Below are 25647 nucleotides of genomic sequence, written 5' to 3' on the forward strand. Positions count from 1 at the left end.
ACGAGCTTCCAGCAGCTGACCCGGATCACGGTCCCGGCGATCCGACCGACCATCATCTTCACCGTCATCATCTCCACGATCGGCGGCATGCAGGTGCTCGCCGAACCGCTGCTGTTCGGCGGGGCGTCGGTGACCGGCGGATCGGACCGGCAGTTCCAGACGCTGTCGCTGTACCTGTACGAGGTCGGCTTCTCCCGCTTCGACTTCGGCTACGCCTCCACGGCGGCCTGGGTGATGTTCTTCATCATCGTCATCGTCGCCGCGGTGAACTACTTCCTGACCAGCCGTGTGCGGAGTTCGCGATGACCACCACCCTGAGCCGCCACTCGACCGAACCGACCGCGGTGCCGCCGCCGGAGGCGCCGCGCCGCCGCCGGGTGTCTTTCGCCGAGCGCCGCCCCGGCAAGCTCACCTACCTGTCGTTGCTGGCCCTGGCGTTCTTCTCGGCGTTCCCGATGTACTGGATGCTGGTGGTCGGTTCGCACGACAACGGCGTCCTGGGTCAGGTGCCACCGCCGCTCGGTCTCGGCGGCAACCTGATGGCCAACATCGAGCGCGCGTTCGGCACCGTGCCTTTCTTCAAGGCGCTGGCCAACTCGTTCATGGTCTCCGGCGCGATCACGCTCAGCGTGGTGCTGTTCTCGACCCTGGCCGGGTTCGCGTTCGCCAAGCTGACCTTCAAGGGCCGCAACGCCCTGCTGTTGATGATCATCGCCACCATGATGATCCCGAACCAGCTGGGCGTCATCCCGCTGTACATGCTGATGGCGAAGATCGAATGGACCGGCCAGATCTACGCGGTCATCGTGCCCGCGATGGTCAACGCGTTCGGCGTGTTCTTCATGACGCAGTACCTGTCCGAGGCGGTGCCGACCGAGCTGCTGGAGGCGGCGCGCGCCGACGGCTGCACCACGCTGCGCATCTTCTGGCACGTGGTGCTCCCGGCGGCCAAGCCCGCCGCGGCGGTGCTGGGCATGCTCACCTTCATGACGGCCTGGAACGACTTCTTCTGGCCCCTGGTCGTGCTCACCCCCGAGGACCCGACCGTGCAAACTGCCCTGTCGACCCTCGCCAGCGGGTACGTGGCGGACTTCTCGCTGACGCTGACGGGCGCGTTCATCGCGACGATCCCGCTGCTGGTGGTGTTCATCGCGCTGGGTCGCCAGATCATCGGCGGCATCATGCAGGGCGCCGTCAAGGGCTGAAACGCAGCTTGTATCGAGGGGTTGACACAAGTTCTAGGCTTTGTGTCAACCCCTCGATACAAGGAGTTCGTCATGCCGCTTCGCCTGGTGGGTATCGCCCTCGGCGCGGTCGTGGCCTGGCAGGTCGCCGACCGGCTGCCGCTCGGCCGCGGTTACGCCCTGGCCGGGCCCGCCTTCGCGGCGGTGCTGCTGCTGACCGCACTGGTCGCGGAACGCCTCGCACCCCGGCCCGCCCCGACCGGAGCCCGATCGGCGTCGCTGACCGTCCGCCGCATCCGCGACTACCTGCCGATCTACCCCAGCTGGGTGGCGGGCGTCGGCACCGTACTGCTGATCGCGCTGCTCTCGGTGACCGCAGCGGTCGGCGTCGCCGACGACCAGGGGCGAGCCGGGCGCGCCATCACCCGCCGCTGCGGCGACATGATCATGACCGGCACCCCCTGGCCAGGCAGCTACTACGCCACGCCGATCCTCGTGGCCACCGGCATCTGCCTGGCGCTGGCCCTGGTCGCGCTCCGAGCGGTCACCAGGCGGCCCCGCTTCGCCGGAGACGACACCGCCCGCCGCCGCGCCGCCGAAGTCGCCATCAGCGGGTACGGCATAGCCGTGCTCACGCCGCTGGCCGGATGTGCCATGGCCGCCGTGAGCGGCGTCTTCATCGTCCGATGCGGAGTGCACCGGATGAATCTGCCCGAGACTGTGGCAGCCGTCGCGGCGGTCACCGTGGTCGTCTTCTGGGTGTACCTCGTCTCGGTACTGCTGTTCGGCCGTAAGGTGCGGGGATGACCGAGCTGCCCGAGATCGCGGTCGACCCGGGGCTGCACGTGCCGCCGTACGAGCAGATCCGCCAGCAGCTCGCCGACCTGATCACCGGCGGTGTGCTGGCCACCGGGCATCGCCTGCCGCCCATCCGGCAACTCGCCGCCGACCTAGGCCTGGCGGCCGGTACCGTCGCGCGTGCCTACCAGGAGCTGGAGGCGGCCAGCCTGGTCCACACCCGTCGTGCGGCCGGCACCGTCGTCGCCGCGCTGAGCCCGCAGCCGACAGAGGAACGCTCGGACGTGCTGGCACGCCAGTACGTCCAGGCGGCCAGGCGACTGGGCCTCACCGTCGACGAAGCGCTCGCTGCCGTGTCACGCCACTGGACCGCGGCAGACCCGCACGCCTGACCTTCACCCCCCGCCCACTTCCACTCCACCGACCCCACCCCAAACCCCCCACCCGCGCCCGCCACCGTCCGCGCCGCGCCGCGCCCGCCCACTTCCGCCCGCGCTGGTCGCCGACGGCAGTGCAGTTTCGGGGAAACTGCAGGAATCTTGGCTGGCTTTCGTGCACTTTCCCCGAAACTGCACGCCCGGCGCCCGGCGCCCGGCGCCCGGCGCCCGGCGCTCGGAGCGCGGGGGCCGAGGGCCGAGGGCCGAATATGCGAGGTGCCCTGGTCCACGTCGCAGGACGTGGACCAGGGCACCGGCGTTCGAAATCTTCGGTCACGCCACTGCGGGTGGGGTCTTCCACATCGCGGCGAAACCGGCCGCCTCGCCGAACAGCCAGCGCGAGATCTCACCGACCCGACCCGGTTCGACCCGGTGGCTCACCCCGCGCCGCACGTCGACCAGGACCGGCTCGGCGTGCGGAAGGATCTGCCCCATGTTGGCTCGCATCAGGTGCAGCGTGGCCGTCACCAGCTCGGTCGTCGGTGGCTCCTCGTCGAAGTGCAGCCGCACCGCCTCGACCCGGCCGTCGTCATAGCGCAGTCCGAAGTGGGCGCTCACCCGCACCGGCAGATCCGCGATGATCGCCAGCGCGTCGTTGACCGGGGCCAGGTGGGCGGTGTGCGGTTCGCCCAGCGAACGCAGGTAGCGCGTCCCGCCCGCCGTGAGCGCGTCGTAGAGCTTGCTCCAGCGGGGGTTGACCGTCTTGCGTACCGCCGCGAGGTTGGTGCCGTCCGTGCCGAACTCGATGTCGTTCTTCAGAGCCTTGACCATCTGGCCGTGCGGGTTGAACCCCCCGCCGGTCTCGCGCTGGCGGCGCAGTTTGCCGACGAACGCGGCCTTGGCCGGGCCGGTCCGGTCGACGTAGCGGGTGAACGCGAGCAGGGTCGCGTAGGGCAGCGCGGTGCGGGTGTCGGTCGATGTGTCGGGGGTGGCGACACGGATGGTCATGGCGGCTCCATTCGCAGGTCAGCGGCCTTGATTCGAACACACATTCTAATACGCCGGGGCGACATTTCCCATCCCCCGCGAGCTCCCGCCGGGCCGCCACCGCCCCGCTTTCTATCGATGCCGGACTATCCAGAGGATGGATCGGGACAATCTGCCACCTAGATAGGCCAACGCCTGTGCAAGACAGCCTCGGGAACCACCCCACGCCCCTCGATGAGGCCCGATGTGGCTGCAGTTTCGGGGAAAGTGCGCGAAAGGCGGCCAAGATTCGTGCAGTTTCCCCGAAACTGCACGTCACCTCGCGGCCAGCGCATCGCGCGACGAGCGCGCCGGGCGAAGCGCGGTGGCGGTGGCGTGGGCGTGGTCGGGTGTTCGGGCGGGGGCGGGTCGGCGGGGTTGTGACGGGTGTCTGTCCGGATGGGCGGGTATGCGCGGCCGGGCGCGGTTGCCAGAATCAGCGACGTGTATCTGCTGCGACGGCTGACCAACTCGCCCCGGGCGCTGCTGTTCAGCTACCTGCTTCTGATCGTGGTCTCCGGCGGCCTGTACCGCCTGTTCGAGCACGACAAGACCCTCGGCGACGCCCTGTGGTGGGCGGTGGTCACCGCCTCGACCGTCGGGTACGGCGACACCTACCCCACAACCGTGCCGGGCCGGATCCTGGCCGGTCTGCTGATCTCGGTGATGGTCCTGTTCGTGATCCCGCTGATCACCGCGCACTTCGCCAGCAAGTTGATCGTCAACAACGACGCGTTCGTGCACGAGGAGCAGGAGGAGATCAAGGCCCAGCTCCGGGAGATCCGCGCGATGCTGCAGGCGCGTCACGAGCAGCCCTCGGCCGACGAACCGGAGCTCGCCACCCCGCTGCTGAGCATCGCCCGACAGACTGATCAGGATTCGAGAAGCGCAGGTCACGAGGCCGTGGTTAGGGTCGTTCCGTAGACATCATCACCACGTCAGGAGTGACCATGACCGGGTCGACCACCCAGGGAATCAAGACCGTGCTGCACCCCGTGACCGACCTCGCGGCGGCCAAGGCCGTGTTCACCGCGCTGCTCGGTGTCGAGCCGCAGCACGACGCGCCGTACTACGTCGGATACGAGGTCGAGGGGCAGCACATCGGGCTGGTGCCGGGCGGCGCCGCGCAGGGCATGACCGGGCCGGTGGCGTACTGGCACGTGTCGGACATCGAGGCGAAGCTGGCCGAGCTGACCGCCGCCGGAGCGAGCGTCAAGGACGCCGTGAAGGAGGTCGGCCCGGGTCGCCGGGTGGCCACCGTCACCGACGCCGACGGCAACGTGCTGGGGCTGCTCCAGGACCAGTGAGCGCCGCCCGCTCCGGGCCGCCTGGGTGAAGAAGGGCACCTTCCTATACGCGAAGCGATAAGAAGGTGCCCTTCCTTACCCCGGAGGGTGGGGTGAGGCGCGTCGTTAGCTGAGAGCGGGGGAGCGGGCTACCGTAGCCCGGTTCACGACAGATGGGGAGACGATGAGCAAGGCCACGAGGGCGGGCACGCAGGCGCCCGTGCCGCACGATGCCGACAGCCACGACATGATCCGCGTGCACGGGGCGCGCGAGAACAACCTCAAGGACGTCAACGTCGAGATCCCGAAGCGCCGTCTGACGGTGTTCACGGGCGTCTCCGGTTCGGGCAAGAGCTCGCTGGTGTTCGACACCATCGCCGCGGAGTCACAGCGGTTGATCAACGAGACGTACAGCGCATTCGTGCAGGGGTTCATGCCGACGCTGGCGCGGCCGGAGGTCGACGTCCTCGACGGCCTGACCACCGCGATCATCGTGGACCAGGAGCGGATGGGCGCCAACCCGCGCTCCACGGTCGGCACCGCCACCGACGCCAACGCGATGCTGCGCATCCTGTTCAGCCGCCTCGGGCAGCCGCACATCGGCTCGCCGCAGGCGTTCTCGTTCAACGTCGCCTCCATCAGCGGCGCGGGCGCGGTGACCATCGAGAAGGGTGGCACCACCACCAAGGAGCGGCGCAGCTTCAGCATCACCGGCGGCATGTGTCCGCGCTGCGAGGGCATGGGCCGGGTCAACGACTTCGACCTGACCGCGCTGTACGACGCGAGCAAGTCCCTCAACGAGGGCGCGCTGACCATCCCGGGCTACACCATGGACGGCTGGTACGGCCGGATCTACCGCGGTTGCGGCTTCTTCGACCCGGACAAGCCGATCGCGAAGTACACGAAGAAGGAACTGCACGACCTGCTCTACAAGGAGCCGACGAAGATCAAGATCGAGGGGATCAACCTCACCTACGAGGGCGTGATCACCAAGATCCAGAAGTCGATGCTGGCCAAAGACGTCGACGCGATGCAGCCGCACGTCCGGGCGTTCGTGGAGCGGGCGATCACGTTCACCGTCTGCGCCGACTGCGGTGGCACCCGGCTGAGCGAGGCGGCCCGGTCCTCGAAGATCAAGGGCATCAACATCGCCGACGCCTGCTCGATGCAGATCAGCGACCTGGCCGAGTGGGTGCGCGGGCTCGACGAGCCGTCGGTCGGACCGCTGCTCACCGCGCTCGGCGACACCCTCGACTCGTTCGTGGAGATCGGCCTGGGCTACCTCAGCCTCGACCGGCCCTCGGGCACCCTGTCCGGCGGCGAGGCCCAGCGTACGAAGATGATCCGCCACCTGGGCTCGTCGCTGACCGACGTGACGTACGTCTTCGACGAGCCGACCATCGGTCTGCACCCGCACGACATCCAGCGGATGAACGAGCTGCTGCTGCAGCTGCGCGACAAGGGCAACACGGTGCTCGTGGTCGAGCACAAGCCGGAGGCGATCGTCATCGCCGACCACGTCGTCGACCTCGGGCCGGGCGCGGGCACCGCCGGTGGCCAGGTCGTCTTCGAGGGTACGGTCGACGGCCTGCGGGCCAGCGGCACCCTGACCGGGCGGCACCTGGACGACCGCGCGTCGCTGAAGAAGACGGTCCGCAAGCCGAAGGGCAAACTGGAGGTGCGCGGCGCCGCCACGCACAACCTGCGCGGCGTCGACGTCGACATCCCGCTGGGCGTGCTGGCAGTCGTGACCGGTGTGGCCGGGTCGGGCAAGAGCTCGCTGATCCACGGCTCGGTGTCGCCCCGCGACGGGGTGGTCACCGTGGACCAGGGCGCGATCAAGGGGTCGCGGCGCAGCAACCCGGCGACGTACACGGGGCTGCTGGAGCCGATCCGCAAGGCGTTCGCGAAGGCCAATGGGGTCAAGCCCGCGCTGTTCAGCGCCAACTCCGAGGGCGCCTGCCCGACCTGCAACGGCGCCGGGGTGATCTACACCGACCTGGCGATGATGGCGGGCGTGGCCACCACCTGCGAGCAGTGCGAGGGCAAGCGGTTCGACGCCTCGGTGCTGGATTACCACCTCGGCGGCAAGGACATCAGCGAGGTGCTCGCGATGCCGGTGACCGAGGCGGTGGAGTTCTTCGCCAAGGGCGAGGCCAAGACCCCGGCCGCGCACAAGATCCTGGAGCGCCTCTCCGACGTCGGCCTGGGCTACCTGACCCTGGGCCAGCCGCTGACCACCCTGTCCGGCGGCGAGCGGCAGCGCATCAAGCTGGCCACCAACATGGCCGACAGCGGCGGCGTGTACGTCCTCGACGAGCCGACCACCGGTCTGCACCTGGCCGACGTCGAGCACCTGCTCGGTCTGCTGGACCGCCTGGTCGACTCGGGCAAGTCGGTGATCGTGATCGAGCACCACCAGGCCGTCATGGCGCACGCCGACTGGATCATCGACCTGGGCCCCGGCGCTGGTCACGACGGCGGCACGATCGTATTCGAGGGCACCCCTGCCGACCTGGTCAAGGCCCGCTCCACCCTCACCGGCCAGCACCTGTCCGAGTACGTCGCCAGGTAGCTGTCCGAGTACGTCGCCAGGTAGAACGAGCACGTCGGCGGGTGGCCGGAGTCAAGAAGGGCCCCTGCCGCGACGCGAACAGTGTCGATGGGCATCCGTGCGTTCGTGCGGATGCCCATCGGCCGCCGGTCGGCGTTGGCGGTCATCGGCCGGTGGGTCCCTTCGGCCGGAGTTCCACCTCGTCCGGCCCTGACGGCTCGATGGGCGGGCGAGCTGCCCGCCGGTTGCCTGGCGGAAAGCGGCACGTCTCGCGCTGATACGCCCGTACACTCCAAAAGGCCCAGAATATGCCAAGGCGGACAGGACGCCTCTGGCGCTGTTGGGCAGCATCGAAGATGAGCGTCTCGGCCTTCTTCTACCTCGTTCTTGTCGGCTACCGCTGGAGTTGTTCGAAGCGGAACTCGCGGATGAAGCAGTCGCGGGGCTGGCCTACGGCGAACAGCACGCAGTCGATCACCGACTGGGCGGTCAGGTCATGTTCGGCGGTACGCGGGCCGTCCTGCACGAAGTCCGGCGGGAACAGCGAGATGACCCGGATGCCCTCGGGGCGCAGCCGGTGCGACAGGATCTCGGCCAGCCCGGCCTGGGCGTGCTTGGCGGCGTAGAACGCGGGATGGGCCAGCGAGCGATGGTTGCCGACCTCGCCGCAACCGGAGACGAGCGTGACGACGTCGGCCCGGTCCGAGGCGCGCAGCAGCGGCAGCAGGTGCTTGGTGAGCAGCACCGTGCCGGTGCCCGCCCCGGCGATGGTGGCCTCGATCGCGTCGTCGGTCGCGTCGAGCAGGTCGGGGCCGCTGAGGTAGGCCGCGCCGTTGTGGATCAGCACGTCGAGTCGGTCGGTGCGCTCGGCGAGCGCCGCGGCGAAGGCACGCACCGTATCGGGCCGGGCCAGGTCGCAGGCGAACGCTTCGACGCTGCCACGACGTGACTCGGTGCCATCGCCCTCGGCGGCGGCCAGGTCGGCGGCGGCGGTGGCGGTTGCGGCGGCCAGGTCACGGGCGGCGGCATAGACGTGGGCGCCGCGCTCGGCGAAGGCCAGGGCCAGGCGGCGTCCGGTGTCGCGTCCGGCGCCGGTGACGGCGACGCGCATTCCCTCGAAGGTGATCACAAGGTCAGATCAAACCATCAGGGTTAAGAAGGGCCCCTTGTACCTCGCAAAGCGATAAGAAGGTGCCCTTCCTTACCGCCGGGGCGGTGGGGGTGCTGGCGGTCATGCGGGGAGGTGGCGTACCCAGGTGGTCTTGTCGGCGGGGCCGCCGCGGTCGTTGACGGCGTTGGCGATGGTGCCCACCCCGCCCAGCGACACGATCACCAGGTTGCGCAGCTGGACGCCGGGCGCCTCCGGAACCTGGAACGACCGCTCGTTGACCACCGACGGGTCAGCCTGGAAAAAGCAGTAGCTGCCCAGCCCCCACGCCTCATGCTCGGTCACGTCGTCGGCCACCCGGTACGCCGGGAACCCGCGCACGTCACCGTCCAGCCACGACTCCTGGTTCGGCGGATCGTACGGCTTCTCGTTCTGGAAGAAGTAGGTGCGGCCGCGCTCACCGCGCCACAGCACCTCGGTGCGCTGGAAGTGCTCGACGAACAGGCCGTAGCAGGTCACGTCGGCGCCGTCGACGACCAGCCCGGTGGCGGCGGTGTTCACGTCCCAGCCGCAGCCCTCGCCGTGGTCGGCGCGCCAGATCCAGGTGTGGTCGCAGATCACGTCGCTGCTGTTGATCGCGAGGCAGGTCTCGGCGCGGCCGGGTCCGGTGCCGCCGACGCGGAAGAACACGTCGTGCAGCGAGATCGGGTCGGCGGCGTGGCCGCGGCCGGAGCCGGGCGGACCGACCTCCATGAGCAGCGGCGACTGCTCCGGGGCGGCGTCGAACATCAGCCCGGCGACGATGATCCCGTCGGCGTCGGCCAGCCGCAGCGCGACGATGCCGCCGACGGGCACGAGCGTGGGCAGACCGATCCCGAGCACCACCGTGCCGGGGCGGGTGACCTCGATGGTGGTGTCGACGTCGTACACGCCGGGGGTGAAGAGCAGGTCACGGCCCTGCGCCAGCGCCACGCCGATGGTGGCGGCGGTGGTGCCCGGGGTGATCACGAAGAACTGCGTCAGGGGCAGTGACCGGCCGGGGGTCGGGCCGTCGGTCCAGCTCGCGCCGGTGCTGTCGGTGCGTACGTCCGGCACGAACACGGCGAAGGCGCCGTCGGCATCGACGTGCAGGAACGGCTTCTCCCGGACCAGCGGGGTGCGTTCGACGACGGTGTGCGGCGGGTCGGGGAAGCTCGGCGCCGGGGCACCGGCCACGCCGACGAAGACCATGTTCCAGTTCGCGCCGGTCCACTGCCCGAACTCGCAGTTGCGCGACAGCCACTGCTGCTGTGTGCCGGACAGCACCGGCCCGTCCACGACGGTGTCGGCGAAGAAGCCGCCGCTGGCCCAGCCGTCCTTGCCGTCCCACAGCCGTACGCCGCCGCGCAGGTGCATCCGCCGGTACGGCGCGGCCTGCGACACCGCCCAGCGGTCCCAGCCGCCCGACGGGTCGACGGCCAGGTTCTCGGCGCCACGCCAGAAGTTGTGGGTGGCGTTGCCGTCGAACCAGTCCGCCTCGACCCGCACGTGCCCCTCGATGAGGGTGTCGTCGGGGGACAGGCCGAGTCCGGCGATCGAGGTGAAGAAGCCGATGTTGGCGTCGACGGCGTACCGGCCCGGCTTGAACAGCAACGCGGCCCGGCCGGGGCCGAACTGGGCGGTCTCCTGCCGGGCGAACACCTCGTCGAGCACCGCCTGGATCCGCTCGGCGGGCATCGTCGGGTCGAACACGTACGTGTTCGGGCCGAGGTCCGGGTGGACCGGGTCGGTGACGGCGAGCGGGCCTTGGTCCACGGTAACTCCAGACCGGGGGTGGGGTGCCGGTGCCCGGGGTGGGCGCCGTGGTGCGCAGTCGACGATCGTACGCGGGGTCGCGCCGGAGCCGGGCGGAACCGGCGCGACTTGACCGCGGCTCGGGAAGCGGGTGCACCGGCACCGCCCGCCCCGGAGGAGTAGGGCGGCGCCGGCGGTGGAGAGCGCTCTCCACGCCGAGGAGTGTTACGCGGTTGTTGCCAGCCGTCAATACCCGACGATAATGGTGTCCATATTGCTCGCCAAGATGACGGTTCGTGGACCCGTTGATTGACACCGGATGGGACCGAACGCAGACTCGGCGGGCGGATAACGCTCTCCCACGATCATGACGTGCTGCGCCCCGCCCAGGAGGTCGGCCATGTACCCACCCCGCGCCACCATCCTTTCCGGACCGGGTTCCGGCCCTGGTCAACCCAACCGCCCAAGGCGAACCGAGCCGTCGCCGACCACCCGCCCGTGGCATGCCGCGTTAGGAAGGGGCCCTTCTACCACGCAAAGCGATAAGAAGGGGCCCTTCCTTTTCGTGGGGCTGGTGGCGGTGCTGTCTGCGGTGCTGCTCGCCGGGGCGGCCTGCGGGCAGTCCGCGTCGCCGAGCGCGCCCGCGCGCCCGGTCGCCTCGCCGCTGCTGCTGCAGGGCGCCGACGTCGCCTGGCTGCAGCTCATGATCTCGATGGACGGGCAGATGATCGCGCTGCTGGAGCGGGGGGAGCGGCGCGGCGGCGACGCGGCCGTGCGCGAGCTGGCGGCGCGGCTGCGCGGTGAGCACGCGCCCGAGCTGGCACGGCTGGTCGAGCTGCGTACCAGGGCCGGGTTGCCGACCGACGACCCCCACAAGGGTCACGACATGCCGGGCATGGTGACCGACGCCGACCTGGCCGAAGTGGACGCTGCCGCCGCGTCCGGATTCGACGCGCTGTTCCTGACCCGGGTGCGTGAGCACCTGGACCAGTGCGTGTCACTGGCCAAGTCGGAGCAGCAGGCCGGCACGGATCCGGCGATCCGGGACGCGGCCGCGGCCGTCGAGCGGGAACGCGCAGCTCAACGTGCCGAGTTGGATCGGGTCGCGAAGCAACGTATTGACGTATCGGCAACCGGCGCGTAAAACTCTTGGAGAGCGCTCTCCATCGTACTGCGGTGTGAAGCGGCCATGCCCGCCAGCGGTTCGCGGTACGGCCCGTCCCAGTTCGGCCGCCCCCGCCTGCCCAGGGCGTGGACGTGCCCCCACCTCCCGGGAGATCGCATGACAACCTTCGGCCAACGCCGGCCGAGTCGCGCCAACGTACGGCGGGGACTGCTCGCAGCCGCCGCCCTGGCCGCCTCGCTGCTGGTGGCTCCGTCACCGGCCGCGCAGGCCGCCACCACGCTGCTGTCGCAGGGCAAGCCCGCGACGGCGTCGTCCACCGAGAACGGCGGCACCGTCGCGACCGCCGCCGTCGACGGCAACCCCACGACCCGCTGGTCCAGTCAGTGGAGCGACCCGCAGTGGCTGCGGGTGGACCTCGGCACCTCCGCCACCATCAGCCAGGTGGTGCTGCAGTGGGAGTCGGCGTACGCGAAGTCGTTCCAGATCCAGGTGTCCGCTGACGGCAACGCCTGGACCTCGATCTACTCGACCACGACCGGCCCCGGCGGCACCCAGACGCTCAACGTCTCGGGCACCGGCCGCTACGTGCGCATGTACGGCACGCAGCGCGCCAACGGCTACGGCTACTCGCTGTTCGAGTTCCAGGTGTACGGCGACAACGGCAGCACGCCCCCCACCTCCGGGTACGTGCTGGCCAACCCGCAGGTCACGGGCGTGACCCCGTCGACCTACAACCCGCCGCACGCCTACTTCCACGAGTTCCAGGCCAACTGCGCGTTCAGCCACGACAAGCCGGACGACCCGATCGTCTTCCCGGGTCTGGCGGGCGCGTCGCACATGCACACGTTCATGGGCAACCGCACCACGAACGCCGCCAGCACCATCTCCTCGCTGCAGGCCGGCACCTCGACCTGCACCGCGCCGGATGACAAGTCGGGCTACTGGATGCCGACGATGTACAACGGCAACACGGTGGTGACCCCGGTCGGTCCGCAGGTCATCTACTACAAGACCGGTGTCAACGACTACACCAGCGTCCGGCCGTTCCCGGTCGGCCTGCGATTCGTCGTGGGCAGCCCGACGGCCACCGCCGACCAGTTCATGTACGGCTCGGTCGAGGGCTGGGAGTGCGGCGAGAGCTACCACAACGCCGACTTCCCGTCGTACTGCCCGACCAACTCCCAGGTCAACGTCCGCTACCAGGCCCCGAGCTGCTGGAACGGTCTGTACCTGGACACGCCTGACCACAAGAGCCACATGGCGTACCCGGTGAACCTGGTCTGCCCGGCCAGCCACCCGATCGCCCTGCCGATGCTCGAGTTCAAGATGGCGTTCCCGGTCAACGGGGACATGTCGCAGGTGCGGCTGTCGAGTGGACGGGGCTACTCGTTCCACTACGACTTCTTCAACGCCTGGGACCCGGCCACGCAGGCCGCGCTGGTCAACCATTGCATCGTGGGTGGCCTGCAGTGCAACGCGCGGGGTTACGACGAGACCCAGCCCGGTCGGGGTGCGGCGCTCGGCACGAACTACCGCCTGCCCGCGTAGTGCGAACACGGCGGTCGGCCCCGGCATGGCGGGGCCGACCGCCTCTTCGTGCGCGGGACGGCACGCGGCAGGGCTTGACTAATCACCGTGCTTCGATGAAAGTACGTCATTGGAGAGCGCTCTCTGACATGATTCTCCATCGCCGTGGCACGTCCCGCTCCCCACGAGACGCGCCCGGCCTGTCCTGTCAGGAGCAGCCATGTTCCGCAGAACCGCCACCGCCAGGCTGCGTCGCAGCCGGGCGGTGCTGATGACGGCAGCCGCCGCCATCGCAGTCCTCGTCGCGCAGTCACTGGTCTCCTCCGGCCCCGCCCAGGCCGCCGGACCACTGATCTCGCAGGGCAAGCCCGTGCTCGCCTCCTCGGCCGAGAACGCGGCGTTCCCGGCCACGGCCGCGGTCGACGGCGACCTCGGCACCCGCTGGTCCTCGGCGTTCAGCGACCCCCAGTGGATCCGCGTCGACCTCGGCGCCACCGCCGCGATCGACCAGGTGATCGTGCGCTGGGAGGCGGCGTACGCCACCGCGTACCAGATCCAGACCTCGCCCGACGGCAACACCTGGACCACGATCTACTCCACCACCGCGAGCACCGGCGGCACGCAGACCCTGCCCATCACCGGCAGCGGCCGCTACGTGCGCCTGTACGGCACCGCCCGCGCCACCGGCTACGGCTACTCCCTGTGGGAGTTCCAGGTCTACGGCACCATCGGCGGCGGCGGGGGTGGCGGAGGTGGCGGCGGTGCCACCATCTCCGACTTCAAGAAGGTCGACGCCTCCTCGTACGAGGGCGGCAACGCCCCCGGCGCCGCCGTCGACGGCCGCACCACCACCCGTTGGTCGTCGGCGTTCAGCGACCCGCAGTGGATGAGCATCGACCTCGGTGGCGCCGCCACCATCGCCAAGGTGGTGCTGAACTGGGAGGCCGCGTTCGCGCGCGGCTACCGGATCGAGACGTCCAACGACAAGGTCAACTGGACCAGCATCTACTCCACCACCACCGGCGCCGGGGGCATCGAGACGCTGAACATCAGCGGCTCCGGCCGCTACCTCCGGCTTTACGGCACCGCCCGCGCCACCGGCTACGGCTACTCGCTGTGGGAGTTCCAGGTGTTCGGCAGCGTCGACACCGCCTCGACCACCGCGCCGCTGCTGTCCGGCCCGACCAAGCCCCCGGCGGTCACCGGCCAGTTCGCGCTGACCGCCCCCGCCGACGCGGCCATGGTCACCACCACCCGCCGCCCCACCCTGACCTGGAACGCCGTCTCGGGTGCGGTCCGCTACCAGGTGTGGCTCAACGTCAGCCGCACCGACTACGACTTCACCCAGCCCGGCAACCTGATCGACCTCTACACCAAGGTCGCCGAGCCCACCGGCACCAGCTACACGCCCACCTGGGACCTGCCCGACCGGTGGACCTACAAGTGGTACATCACCTCGGTCAACGGCTCCGGGGCGACCACCACGTCCAACATCCGCAAGTTCAGCGTCTACGTCCCCGTCCTCGAAACCGTCGCCGACGGCGTCAACATCGTCAACGGCAGCCGAGACCTGAACAAGAACGGCACCATCGAGCCGTACGAGGACTGGCGTCAGCCCGTCGACACCCGCGTGAACGACCTCCTGAGCCGCATGACGACCCAGGAGAAGGCGTACCAGATGTTCTACAACGCCCAGACGTTCAACCAGTCGGGCTGGCACTTCGGCCCCGCCGAGGGCCCGGACCTGCACACCTACCTGCTGTCGTCGGCGGCGACCCGGCTGGGCATCCCGTTCGTCTCGGCGGGCGACACCATCCACGGGTACAAGACCACCTATCCCACCCAGAGCGCGCTGGCCGCGGCGCGCGACTACCCCCTCGACTACAAGCTCGGCGACATGCAGCGTCGCGAGCAGCTGGAAGTCGGCACCCGGGGCGTGCTCGGCCCGCTGGCCGAGGTCGGCACCAAGGTGCTCTACCCGCGCATCCAGGAGGGCAACGGCGAGAACGCCGACGTCGCCGCCGCCCAGGTCCGGGCGCTGGTGGCGGGCCTGCAGGGCGGCCCGGAGCTCAACCCGCAATCCGTCCTGGCCACGGTGAAGCACTGGCCGGGCGAGGGCGCGGGCGGCGAGGCCCTGATCGTGTACGACGCCGTCACGATCAAGTACCACATGATCCCGTTCCGGGCCGCGATGGAGGCCGGCGCGGTCAACATCATGCCCGGGTACGCGGGCAGCTCCCTGCTCGACCCCGGTGGCCCCGGCGCCGGTGACAGCGCCAAGATCCTCGCCTACCTGCGCAACAACATGGGCTACACCGGTCTCATCACCACCGACTGGCTGCCCTCGGGCTCCTGGGTCGGCGCCGCCAACGCGGGCTCCGACGTGATGGGCGGAGCGGACCCGGGCGCCCCCGGCTACTCCATCGCCACCTTCACCGCCGGAGTGCCCGTCGCCCGCATCGACGACGCCGTCCGCCGCATCCTGAGGCTCAAGTTCCAGCTCGGCGTCTTCGAGAACCCGTACGGCGACCCGGTCAACGGCCCGTACCGGTTCCACCAGCCCGCGTACACGGCCCTGGCCAACCAGGCCTCCCGCGAGGCGATGACCCTGCTCAAGAACAACGGCATCCTGCCGCTGCGCCTGGCCGCCGGGGACAACATCGTCGTCGCCGGTCCCCGCGCCGCGGACTCGCTGGCCTGCTGCATCTGGACCAGCTACTTCCACCAGGAGTACGGCTCGAAGAACATCATCGACGCCGTCCGCGCCCGCGCCGCCACCGCCGGAGTCAACGTCTACCAGGACACCGGTCCGACCCCGAAGCTCGCCATCGTCGCGGTCGGCGAAGGCTCGTACACCCACGCCACCAGCTGGGTGAAGGAGCAGCCCTACCTGCCCGCCGACCAGCTCGCCGTCATCCAGAACTTCCGCAACCAGAACATCCCGGTCGTGGTCGTGCTGGTGCTGCCCCGGCCCTACGTCATCACCGAGTGGGATGCCCTGCCCGCCGCCACCGTGGTCACCTACCGCGGCGGCGAGGAGATGGGTCCCGCCCTGGCGAGCCTGCTCTTCGGCGACTACACCCCCAGCGGCCGCCTGCCCTGGCAACTGCCACGCAACCTGACCGACGTCCTGCGCGCCGGTGGCACCGACATCCCCGCCGACGCCACCGAATCCTGGGACCTCCCGTACGACCTCGGCGCCACCGCCGCCCAGCGCACCGACATCCGCGCCAAGATCGACGCAGGCCAACCCGTCCCCGCCACCTACGGCAACCCCCTCTACCAATACGGCGCCGGCCGCACCGGCTGGTGAGAGGTAAGGAAGGGCCCCTTCTTATCGCTTTACGTAGCGGAAGGGCCCCTTCTTGACCCGCATCCCTGACCGCGCCCGGGTGCGGTCGGCGCGCACCTGCGTCGACCGCACCCGGGCGCGGAACGTGGGAAGGCCGACGGCCAAGATCGCTCATCTTGCCTGGCAACTGGGCGTATCTTGGGGCACCTTTCGCCCGTTTGCCAGGCAACATAAGTGATCTTGGTGGGCCGCCGGCGCGGGCGGGTGATCTTGGAAGTTGGGTCGGGGGCGGGACGTGGCCGCGACCTGGGAGACTGGTCGCCATGCGGGTGGGGATCCTGGGGCCGCTGGAGGTGAGCTCCGGCGGGCGACACATCGAGATCACGGGGGCGCGGCTGCGCGCCCTGCTGATCCGGCTGGCACTGGACGCGGGCCGGACCGTCAGCGTGCCCGCGCTCGCCGACGCCCTCTGGGGCGAGGCCGTGCCCGCCGACCCCGCCAACGCGGTCCAGTCGCTGGTGTCGCGGCTGCGCCGCGCCCTGCCCGACGACACGGTCAGCTACGGCCCTGGCGGCTACCGACTGGACCTGACCACCGAGGACGTCGACGCGCTGCGGTTCGAGCAACTGGCCCGGCAGGGGCAGCGGGAGCTGCGCGCCGGTGACCCGGCCGCCGCCGCGCGATCGCTGGCCGCCGCGCTGCGGCTGTGGCGCGGCGAGCCACTGGCCGAGGTCGCCGACGCGCCGTACGCAGTCGCGCCCGCCGCCCGCTGGGCCGAACTGCGCCTGTCCGCGACCGAGGACCGGATCGAGGCCGAGCTGGCCGGTGGGGGCGGCGAACACCTGGTCGCCGAGCTGGAGGAGCTGACCCGCGCCAACCCGCTGCGCGAGCGCCCGCACGCGCTGCTGGTGCAGGCGCTCTACCAGGCCGGACGGCAGGCCGAGGCGCTCGCCGCGTACGACGCGCTGCGCGACCGCCTCGCCGACGAGCTGGGCCTCGACCTGTCCCCGCAGTTGCAGGAGTTGCGCGTGGCCGTGCTGCGCGCCGACCCGGCCCTGGCCGGGCGCAAACCCGCCCGGCGCGGCAACCTGCGCGCCGCGCTGACCAGCTTCGTCGGCCGCGAGCCCGAACGCGCCCGCATCGAGCAGCAGCTGGCCGCCGGACGCCTGGTCACCCTCGTCGGCCCCGGCGGCGCGGGCAAGACCCGGCTGGCCACCACCGTGGCCGCCGAGCACGCCGGGCGCGGCGACGGCGCGGTATGGCTGGTCGAGCTGGCCGCCGTCGTCGACCCGATCGACCTGACCCAGACCGTGCTGGCCGCCCTGGAGCTGCGCGAGCTGCCGCACCTGGAGAACGCGGGCGCATCGACCGCCCCGCGCGACGCGACCAGTCGCCTGGTCGAGGCGCTGTCGGCCCCGGGGACGCTGGTGGTGCTCGACAACTGCGAGCACCTGGTCGCCGCGGTCGCGCAGCTCGCCGACGACCTGCTCAGCCGCTGCCCCCGGCTGCGGATCGTGGCGACCAGCCGTGAACCGCTGGCCATCCTCGGCGAGGCACTGTGCCCGGTCACGCCGCTGAGCCTGCCCGAACCCGACGCCGACGTGGCGCGGGCGCTGACGTTCCCGGTGGTGGAGCTGCTGCGCGACCGGGCGGTGGCGGTGTGCCCCGACTTCGTCGTCGACGAGGGCAACGTCGCCGCCGTGGTCGAGATCTGCCGCCGCCTGGACGGACTGCCACTGGCGATCGAACTGGCCGCCGCCCGGCTGCGTACGCTGTCGCCGCAGCATGTGGCGGCCCGGCTCGACGACCGGTTCCGGCTGCTCACCGGCGGCAGTCGGACCGCGCTGGCCCGGCACCGGACGCTGCGCGCCGTCGTCGACTGGAGCTGGGACCTGCTCGGCGAGCAGGAGCGGCTGCTGGCCGCCCGGCTGGCCGTGTTCCCGGCCGGGATCGCCCACGACAGCGCCGCGGGGGTGTGCGCGGGCCCCGACCTGCCTGCCGCCGAGGTGCCCGACCTGCTCGACGCCCTGGTCGACCGGTCGCTGCTGCAGGTCGTCCCCGCCGACGAGCCGCGCTACCGCATGCTCGACACCATTCGGGAGTACGGATTGGAGCAGCTCGCCGCCGCGGGCACGCTGGCCGCCACCCGCGACGCGCACCTGGCCTGGTTCCTGGAGCTGGCCGAGACCGCCGAACCGAAGCTGCGCGGTCCCGAACAGATCGAGTGGATCGGCAGGCTCGTCACCGAACGGGACAACGTGCTCGCGGCGCTGCATCACGCCTGCGATACCGGCGACGCCGACGCGGCGGTGCGGATGGGCGCCTCACTGGGGCTGTTCTGGACGGTGCTCGGCGACAACGCCGAGGCGGCCACGTGGCTCGGGCAGGCGCTGGCGGTGCCGGGGCCGACGTCGGCGCAGACCCGTACCCTCGCCCGGGTCTTCCACCTGGTGAACAAGGCGGCGGTCGAGCCGTCGCAGGAGGGCGTCTCCGGCGTCATGGAGGCGTTCGTCAAGCTGGCGGCCGAGGTGGACCCGGAGTGGGATCATCCGCTGTTCGCGCTGGTGGAACCCGCGATGGCGATGGTCGCCGACAACACCGAGGCCGGGCTGGCCGCGATCGAGCGGCGGCTGGGCAACGCCGACCCGTGGGCGCAGGCGATGCTGCTGGCGGCGCGGGCGTTCATCCGCGACAACGACGGCGACGCCGAAGGCATGTACGCCGACATGCAGGACGCGGTGGCCCGGCTGCGCGCCATCGGGGACCGGGCCGGTCTGTCGGTCACGCTGACCGCGCTGGCGGAGGCCGAGCTGGTACGCGGGCGCGGCGAAGTCGCCGTCGGCCTGTTGCACGAGTCGATCTCGCTGGTACGGCAGCTAAGCTCCGACGAGGACAGCGGCTACGCCCGGATGCGGCTGGCCGCCATGCGCGTGCACCTGGGCGAGTACGACGCCGCGCGGGCCGACCTGCGCGAGCTGGCCCGGGGCGGCAACGGTCGGGACGTGTGCGGAGCCCTGCTGACCCTGGGCGACCTCGCCCGCTACCAGGACCGGCTGGACGAGGCATGGGAGCACTACGCGGCGGCCAAGGCACAGGTCGCGGAGACGTTCATGGTGTCGCCGCAGTTCCTGGCACTGATCGGGACGTCGGTGGCGCACCTGATGGTGGCGCGGCGGGAGCTGGCGACCGCGCGCGTGGAGCTGGTGTCGGCGCTGGCGGCCGGGCTGCAGGTCAAGGACATGCCGGTGGTGGCGAAGGCCGGGGTCGCGTTGGCGGACTACTGGCTGGCGGCGGGGGAGCCGGAGCGGGCCGGGTACGTGCTCGGGGCGGCCGAGCGCATCCGTGGCGTCGCCGACCGGGGAAGCCCTGATGCCATCCGGGTCGCCGACCTGGTCGCCGCTGACGCCGCTGCGACGGTGGAATTGGCGCGCGGGCGTGCGCTGGGGCGGGCGGAGGCGCTGGCGGCGCTGAAGGTGGACCCTGGCGGTTCCCCCGAAAACGCCTAGCTCGGCTGCCGTCAGCGAGCAGCATGGGAGAGCACCGGGCACGGCCAGTCTCGTGGAGGCCAATCCGGTACGCCGTCGACGCACGGCAATGAATTGCCCGATCGGTGGACGTCTACGCCAGCTTCGGGACGTGTCCTATGTGTCCCTGCTGGTGGATGATGCAGCGGTGACGTCTGAACGCCACCGACCCAGATTCTCCCCGCTGGTCCTGCTCGTCATGCTGGCGATTGTCGTGACCGGAGTATTCTTGCTTCGGGCCGGGACCCGCGGTGCGCAGATCGCCGGCGTCCTCTCGCTCCTGGTCGGGGTGTTGATCCCGTTGATCACTTCCCGAAGCGCACGTTCGGACATCGGGCCGGACGTTCTGCGGCAGGCTGCCAGCAAGTTGGCCCGCGCCACCGCGATGGAAGCCAACTCCGCGCTGCGCCGCGCACTGGCTGACGATGCGGATGCTCGACCGGCCGACATGACCTTTCGCGGCCCGCATCACGAGGCCGAGGCTGTGCTCGTGCAATGGCGAGCCGATGGCGGTGACACACGGGGTTCGCTGGCCGACATGGATGCCTACTTTGGCACGCTTGAACGCGGACGCCTGGTCATCTTGGGTGAGCCGGGCAGTGGCAAGACCGTTCTGGCCTACCATCTGGCTCGGGCTTTGGCGCTGGCCGCCGAACGTCATGACGGCGGGGAGCTTCGGGTGCCGGTCTGGGCGAGCCTTCCGTCGTGGGACCTTGACGAGAAAGCCGCCCAACTAGGCGATCCGGACCTGGTCGAGCGTTTCGACCAGTGGATCATCGGGCGCATCGTCAGTCATGGTGTCGATGAGCAGATCGCGAAGCAGCTGGTCGGCGCTGGAATGGTGCTGCCCGTCCTGGACGGGCTCGACGAGATGGACCAGGACGGGCCGACCGGGCTGAAACGAGCGCCACTGCTTGTTCGGGTGCTGAACGTGTATGGTCGGCGCTCTTTCGTGGTTACCTGTCGACGCGGCCACTACCAGGGGTTGGCGACGGTCCCGACCGGGTCCGGGCCGGTGCCGGTGCTTCAAGACACTCAGCTAGTGATCATCAAGCCGCTGGATCCCGAACAGGTGATCAGCTACTTGGAGCGGCGACTGCCGCCGAGCGCAATATCCGGGAGTTGGGCGGTGGTGATCGATCTGCTGCGCACCGAGCCGGACTCGTCATTGAGCCGTGCCCTCCGTACGCCGTGGCGCCTGTTCCTGGCGCTGACCGTCTATCGTGACGGACGCGGTGAGCCAGCCGACATGGTCGGTCTGTCGGAGCCGGAGCTGCTGGATTCGCTGACGGCACGGCTCATTTCCACCGTCGTCCGGCAGCGCCCACCGGTTGACGACACCTACTCCGCCGAGAACGTCACCCAGTGGATGACCCATATGGCACGTGGAGTTAGCGATCATCGTGGGACTTCGGGTCGGAGCACGGCAGATCTCAGGCCCGACCGCATCTGGCAGCTCGGCGGACCGGTGGCGGACTGGACGACCAGGATCCTGAATGGGCTGGTCGCTGCCGCCGGTTATGGAGCGGCGTACCTACTCCTCGGCTCGCCGCATCGGACCTGGCAGATCATCGTATTCGCGCTGTCGTCTGGAGTGGTCGTAGTAGGTGCCATCGGCACGTCGCATCGATGGAGTGACTTTGAGCGGTTCGACTTCGCTCTGCTTCGGCAGAGCAGGGTGCGGCGCCTCTTCGTCTGGGGCCTGGTTCTGGCACCGGTTGGCGGAATTCTGTTGTCGGCACTTGGCCTATTGGTGAGAGGTCTGTTTCCGGATCTCCTCGTTGCGGGCAGCACCTCAGCCATCATCGATGACGTGACACTGATGATCGTCATATATATTGGCGGAGGCATTGCATTCGGATTTCATGCGGCTTTCGAGACGATTGAGTCGCCGGCGGTGGCACTGGAACGTCCCAGTGATGTGATCAGGCAAGCGCGTGTGCACGATTTGCTACGGTCCATGTGCTGCGGGCTGGTGGTGTTTTCGCCATTCCTGCTAGCCGTGTCACTGTGGCCGTCCTATCTGATCGGCACGTGGTTGGCCGCCCGGAAGGGCCGACTGCCGCGTCGGCCCGCCCGTTTCCTGGACTGGGCCTACGAGGCAGGCCTGCTACGGCTTTCCGGTGGTTCGATCCAGTTCCGTCACCGAGAACTACAGGACTGGCTCGCGAAACGCTCCTGAGGGTCCCGCCGTTCTGCGCGATCGGCCAGCGCCGGCAGATCGGCCGTGCCGCCGAGGTCCGTCGCGCGTAGGCATTCCGGGTCTGCGGATCATTCGGCCTGACCTCCTTGCGCTCGGGCGGCGGGAAGCCATCGGCGAGCGCCTTTGCTCTGCACCCATGCCTTTGCTCTGCACCCGTGGACGCAGAAGGTGTTGCGCGGATGGGTGCAGAGCAAGCACATGGGTGCAGAGCAAGCACATGGGTGCAGAGCAAAGGCACTCGCCGGGTTAGGTGCGGCGGCGGTAGGCGCGGACCGCGAGCGGGGCGAACACCACCAGCATGCCCAGCGACCAGACGAGTGTGTGCAGGACGGGTCCGGCGGTCGGGCCGCCGAGCATCAGCGCCCGCGACGCCGACATCACGTCCGTCACCGGGTTGATCTTCACCCATGCCTGCAGCCAGCCGGGCAGCGTGCTGGTCTGCACCATCATGTTGGTGCCGAAGGTCAGCGGGAACATCACGATGAACGAGATGCCCTGCACGGCGCCGGGTTCGCGCACCAGCATGCCGATGAGCACCGACATCCAGCTCAGGCAGAAGCTGAACCCCAGTACCAGCAGGCAGGCCGACAGGCCGAGCAACGGCGAGGTCCCGAACCGGAACCCGAGCGCGAACCCGAGCCCGAGCAGCACCACGATCGACACCACGAACCGGATCACGTCCCCGACGACCGCCCCGATCAGCGGTGCCGAGCGGGCGATCGGCAGGCTGCGGAAGCGGTCGAAGACGCCCTTCTTGATGTCGGTGTTGAGGTTGACGCCGATGGCGGTGGAGGCGAACATCGCGGTCTGCACCATGATCGCCGGGAGCAGGAACTGCAGGTACTCGTGCTGGCTACCGGCGATGGCGCCGCCGAGCAGGTACACGAAGATGACCACGAAGATCACCGGCTGGAGCGTGACGTCGAGCAGCTGCTCGGGCGTACGCATGGTCTTGGTCAGGCTGCGTCCGGCCAGGGCGAGGCTGTGCCGCAGCAGCGCGAACGGCCGCCGGGCCGGGGCGGCGGCGCTGCCGCCGGGGCGCTGGGCGGGGGCGAGGGTGGTGGTGGTCATGCGCGTGCCTCCTCGGGCGACTTGTCGGTGCCGTGACCGGTGAGGGTGAAGAAGACCTCGTCAAGGCTGGGCAGGCGCAGCGACAGTTCGACGACGGAGACGCCCGCGGCGTCGAGGCGCCGGACGACCTCGGTGAAGGCCTTGTCGCCGGGGACCGGGACGGTGAGCACGCCACGGCTGGGCGACTCGACCTGGTGGCCGCTGACCTCGGTCAGGATCGCACCGGTCTGGGTGAGGTGGGCCGGGTCGGCGGGGCGGACCACGATGGTCTGGCCGCCGACGATCCGCTTGAGGTCGGCGGGGGTGCCGTGGGCGATGACCTTGCCGTGGTCGATGACGCTGATCTCGTCGGCGAGCGCGTCGGCCTCCTCCAGGTACTGCGTGGTCAGCAGCACGGTGGAGCCGTCGTCGACGAGGCCGCGGACCATGTTCCACACGTCGTCGCGCTTGGCCGGGTCCAGGCCGGTGGTCGGTTCGTCGAGGTAGATGACGTCAGGGCGGCCGACCAGGCTCGCGGCCAGGTCGAGGCGGCGACGCATGCCGCCGGAGTAGGTGCGGGCCGGGCGTCCGGCGGCCTCGGTCAGGTCGAAACGGGCCAGCAGCTCGGCGGCGCGGGCGCGGGCGTCGGGCGTACGCAGGTCCATCAGGCGCCCGATCAGCACCAGGTTCTCGGTGCCGGTCAGGTCCTCGTCGATGGAGGCGTATTGGCCGGTCAGGCCGATGCGGCGGCGTACGGCGTCGGCGTCGCGGACCACGTCGAGCCCGCCGACGGTGGCCCGTCCGGCGTCGGGGCGCAGCAGGGTGGCCAGGATGCGTACCGCGGTGGTCTTGCCGGCGCCGTTGGGGCCGAGCACGCCCAGCACGGTGCCGGGGCGGGCGGCCAGGTCCACCCCCGCCAGCGCGGTCGTGGCCCCGAACCGCTTGACCAGGCCCTCGGCCTGGAAAGCGAAGGTCATGATTCCTCGTTCCGTCAGTCAGTGTGCGACGGGACCCACTGTCCGGCGGGCCGCTGCCAGCACGCGCACACGCCGCTGTCACGCCCGTGTCAGCGGAGATCTAGCAGCTCAGGCCCTCTATCGGGTACGTTGCAAGGCCCCCCGCCTCTCGCGAGGTCCCCCCGATTTCGGCGAGGTCAGCATGCAGCACCGGTGCGGCAAGCACGTCGTCCTGTCCGCGCCCGCGTCCCCGGGCTCCCAGTGGGTGAGCTGCGCTGTTCACTACCTGGGCAGCGGCCACCTGCGCGAGCGCTTCACCCGCATCATCGCCCTGGAGTACGGCGGTGAGGAGATCCTGCGGCTCGGCTGGATCATCGACCACGCCATGCTCGATCCCGCCTGAGGTGTCTGCACCGAAACCGGCGATCTTCCTAAATATGAGGACGATCGCCTCTAATATCGGGATCTGTGACATATCGGATAATCAGACCAATTCAGGCCGCGTCGGCGGTGGCGGTCACCGTGCTCGCCGCGCTGCTCCCGGCCACCGGCGCCGCGGCGCGCCCGTCGGTGCTGCAGGTGCCGTCCCAGTACCCGACCATCCAGGCCGCGGTGAACGCCGCGTACGCCGGAGACACGGTCCGGGTGGCGCCGGGCCGCTACCACGAACAGGTGACCATCTCCAAGAACCTGCGACTGTTCGGCGCGGGTAGGAAGGCGACCACGGTCGTCGCGCCGGATCCGCTGAAGCCGAACGTGGGCGATGCCGCCGCGCTCATCGGGGTCACTGGCGGAGCCAAGGTGGAGATCGCGAACCTGGGCGTGTCCGGACCGGTCGCGCATCCGTGCGCCGAGCAGCCGCTGCACGCGGGGATCTTCGTTGCGGGCGGCGCGACGTTGAAGCTGTCGCGGGCGAGGGTCAGCGACATCGTCAACACCCCGGTCGAGAGCTGCGACCACGACGGCAACGGCATCCTGGTCGGCAGCTTCCTCACCGGCGACGTCGGCCACGCGGTGATCGACCATGTCGAGGTCACGCACTACACCGGCGTCGCCCTGACGGCGTTCAGCGCGGGCACGACGGTGACCCTGACCGACAGTCTCCTCGACGCGAAGATCGATCCGGCGACCAGTGTCTTCACCGGCGGCGTGGAGATCGGTGACGCGGCGTCGGCGCACGTCACCCGCAACGTCGTCATCGGCAACCGCTGCAACGACTTCGAGGATGCCTGCGGACCCGACCCGAGTGTCCAGTTCCAGGCCGCCGCGTTCGAGGACGGCCCAGGTGCGCTGCCCGCCGCCGACACGGAGATCGCCCACAACCGGTTCATCGGCAACGATGCCGGGCTCTACCTGTTCGCGTTCGCCGACTGCTGCCGGGTGCACGACAACGTCACCAGGGACAGCATCTTCTACGGCGCGATCGTCCAGGACGGCGACACCACCCTCGACCACGAGAAGATCGTCGGCGGTCCGGTCGGCGTGATCGCCGTGGCGGACCTCGCCGACACCACGGCGACGCTGAAGGGGGTCGTCATCAAGGGCGCGGCGACCCCGACGAAGACGCAGGACTGCTGCGGGTTCACGGCGTCGATCGTGCGGGTGCCCGGCTCGGCGCCGGTCTCGGCCGGCGCACACCGCGCGCGGCCGCCGGGTCAGGCAGGTGCCCACGCCGTCGCGGTGACGCGTCGCGCCGGCTGACGCGGAAGGCGGAGTCGGCGGCGCGTGCCGTCGGCTCCGCGGTTTGCTCGGCGTTTCCGATCAGAGAAACCACTCCGGCCCGACTCGTGCCTGAAACCGGCGATTGCCGGCCGCACCAAGGTCGCAGTGGGACGGTGAGCTGGCGCAAAATCAGGCGATAAC

19 protein-coding genes are annotated in these 25647 nt (G+C 70.1%); 14 read left to right on the forward strand and 5 right to left on the reverse strand.

All coding sequences use genetic code 11. The annotated features are described in order from the left end of the window. The 4 genes from KUA19_RS33395 to KUA19_RS33410 all read left to right on the forward strand — a co-directional run. The coding region (locus tag KUA19_RS33395; RefSeq protein WP_372451930.1) for a carbohydrate ABC transporter permease at positions 1-306 on the forward strand (306 nt) is incomplete at its 5' end. Positions 307-455: 149 nt separating this feature from the next. Next, a complete protein-coding gene (locus tag KUA19_RS33400; RefSeq protein WP_254550519.1) occupies positions 456-1205 on the forward strand; it encodes a carbohydrate ABC transporter permease in 750 nt (249 codons plus the stop codon). Positions 1206-1277: 72 nt separating this feature from the next. Further along, on the forward strand, positions 1278-1991 hold the full coding sequence (locus KUA19_RS33405) for a hypothetical protein (RefSeq protein ID WP_217402602.1): 714 nt from the start codon (positions 1278-1280) through the stop codon (positions 1989-1991). Further along, positions 1988-2374 (forward strand): GntR family transcriptional regulator, encoded by a 387-nt coding sequence (locus KUA19_RS33410; RefSeq protein ID WP_217402603.1) that lies wholly within the window; start codon positions 1988-1990, stop codon positions 2372-2374. Before KUA19_RS33405 ends, KUA19_RS33410 begins: the two co-directional genes overlap by 4 nt. 318 nt (positions 2375-2692) lie before the next feature. Here KUA19_RS33410 and KUA19_RS33415 read toward each other — a convergent pair whose 3' ends face one another. After that, positions 2693-3367, reverse strand: coding sequence for a hypothetical protein (locus tag KUA19_RS33415; RefSeq protein ID WP_217402604.1), 675 nt, complete (start codon positions 3365-3367; stop codon positions 2693-2695). Between the two features lie 462 nt (positions 3368-3829). Here KUA19_RS33415 and KUA19_RS33420 point away from each other — a divergent pair, with 462 nt between their 5' ends. The 3 genes from KUA19_RS33420 (at position 3830) to KUA19_RS33430 (ending at position 7246) form a co-directional block, all read left to right on the forward strand. Further along, a complete protein-coding gene (locus KUA19_RS33420; protein ID WP_308167801.1) occupies positions 3830-4309 on the forward strand; it encodes a potassium channel family protein in 480 nt (159 codons plus the stop codon). Positions 4310-4335: 26 nt separating this feature from the next. Beyond that, positions 4336-4692, forward strand: a complete 357-nt coding sequence (locus tag KUA19_RS33425) for a VOC family protein (protein WP_217402605.1) — start codon at positions 4336-4338, stop codon at positions 4690-4692. Between the two features lie 163 nt (positions 4693-4855). After that, positions 4856-7246, forward strand: a complete 2391-nt coding sequence (locus tag KUA19_RS33430; protein ID WP_217402607.1) for an ATP-binding cassette domain-containing protein — start codon at positions 4856-4858, stop codon at positions 7244-7246. Between the two features lie 373 nt (positions 7247-7619). Here KUA19_RS33430 and KUA19_RS33435 read toward each other — a convergent pair whose 3' ends face one another. After that, positions 7620-8336 (reverse strand): SDR family oxidoreductase, encoded by a 717-nt coding sequence (locus KUA19_RS33435; RefSeq protein WP_254550514.1) that lies wholly within the window; start codon positions 8334-8336, stop codon positions 7620-7622. A 120-nt stretch (positions 8337-8456) separates the two neighbouring features. Continuing rightward, complete coding sequence (locus KUA19_RS33440) at positions 8457-10127, reverse strand: pectate lyase-like domain-containing protein (protein WP_217402609.1); 1671 nt, start codon at positions 10125-10127, stop codon at positions 8457-8459. A gap of 553 nt (positions 10128-10680) precedes the next feature. On the opposite strand from KUA19_RS33440, the gene KUA19_RS33445 reads away from it, so the two are divergent. From KUA19_RS33445 to KUA19_RS33465, 5 genes are all read left to right on the forward strand, one after another. Then, positions 10681-11250, forward strand: a complete 570-nt coding sequence (locus KUA19_RS33445; protein ID WP_217402611.1) for a DUF305 domain-containing protein — start codon at positions 10681-10683, stop codon at positions 11248-11250. Positions 11251-11388: 138 nt separating this feature from the next. Continuing rightward, positions 11389-12780 carry a DUF1996 domain-containing protein gene (locus KUA19_RS33450; protein ID WP_217402613.1) on the forward strand — a complete coding sequence of 464 codons (1392 nt, stop codon included), beginning with the start codon at positions 11389-11391 and terminating at the stop codon, positions 12778-12780. Between the two features lie 199 nt (positions 12781-12979). Next, a complete protein-coding gene (locus KUA19_RS33455; protein ID WP_372451932.1) occupies positions 12980-16072 on the forward strand; it encodes a discoidin domain-containing protein in 3093 nt (1030 codons plus the stop codon). Between the two features lie 302 nt (positions 16073-16374). Further along, positions 16375-19557: an AfsR/SARP family transcriptional regulator gene (locus KUA19_RS33460; protein ID WP_217402614.1), complete on the forward strand. Its 3183-nt coding sequence runs from the start codon at positions 16375-16377 to the stop codon at positions 19555-19557. A gap of 139 nt (positions 19558-19696) precedes the next feature. Beyond that, positions 19697-21757, forward strand: coding sequence for an NACHT domain-containing protein (locus tag KUA19_RS33465; protein ID WP_217402617.1), 2061 nt, complete (start codon positions 19697-19699; stop codon positions 21755-21757). Between the two features lie 267 nt (positions 21758-22024). On the opposite strand, the gene KUA19_RS33470 is transcribed toward KUA19_RS33465, so the two are convergent. Together KUA19_RS33470 and KUA19_RS33475 are read right to left on the reverse strand one after the other, a co-directional pair. Then, a complete protein-coding gene (locus tag KUA19_RS33470; protein WP_217402619.1) occupies positions 22025-22849 on the reverse strand; it encodes an ABC transporter permease in 825 nt (274 codons plus the stop codon). Beyond that, complete coding sequence (locus KUA19_RS33475) at positions 22846-23805, reverse strand: ATP-binding cassette domain-containing protein (RefSeq protein WP_217402622.1); 960 nt, start codon at positions 23803-23805, stop codon at positions 22846-22848. The genes KUA19_RS33470 and KUA19_RS33475 overlap by 4 nt, the downstream gene beginning before the upstream one ends. A gap of 181 nt (positions 23806-23986) precedes the next feature. On the opposite strand from KUA19_RS33475, the gene KUA19_RS33480 reads away from it, so the two are divergent. Both KUA19_RS33480 and KUA19_RS33485 read left to right on the forward strand, forming a co-directional pair. Next, positions 23987-24187, forward strand: a complete 201-nt coding sequence (locus tag KUA19_RS33480) for a hypothetical protein (RefSeq protein WP_217402625.1) — start codon at positions 23987-23989, stop codon at positions 24185-24187. 65 nt (positions 24188-24252) lie between these two features. Then, complete coding sequence (locus tag KUA19_RS33485; protein WP_217402628.1) at positions 24253-25485, forward strand: right-handed parallel beta-helix repeat-containing protein; 1233 nt, start codon at positions 24253-24255, stop codon at positions 25483-25485. Positions 25486-25647: the final 162 nt, after the last annotated feature.

Origin of the sequence: Catellatospora tritici (assembly GCF_019083965.1) — a bacterium.
GTDB classification, from domain to species: domain Bacteria; phylum Actinomycetota; class Actinomycetes; order Mycobacteriales; family Micromonosporaceae; genus Catellatospora; species Catellatospora tritici.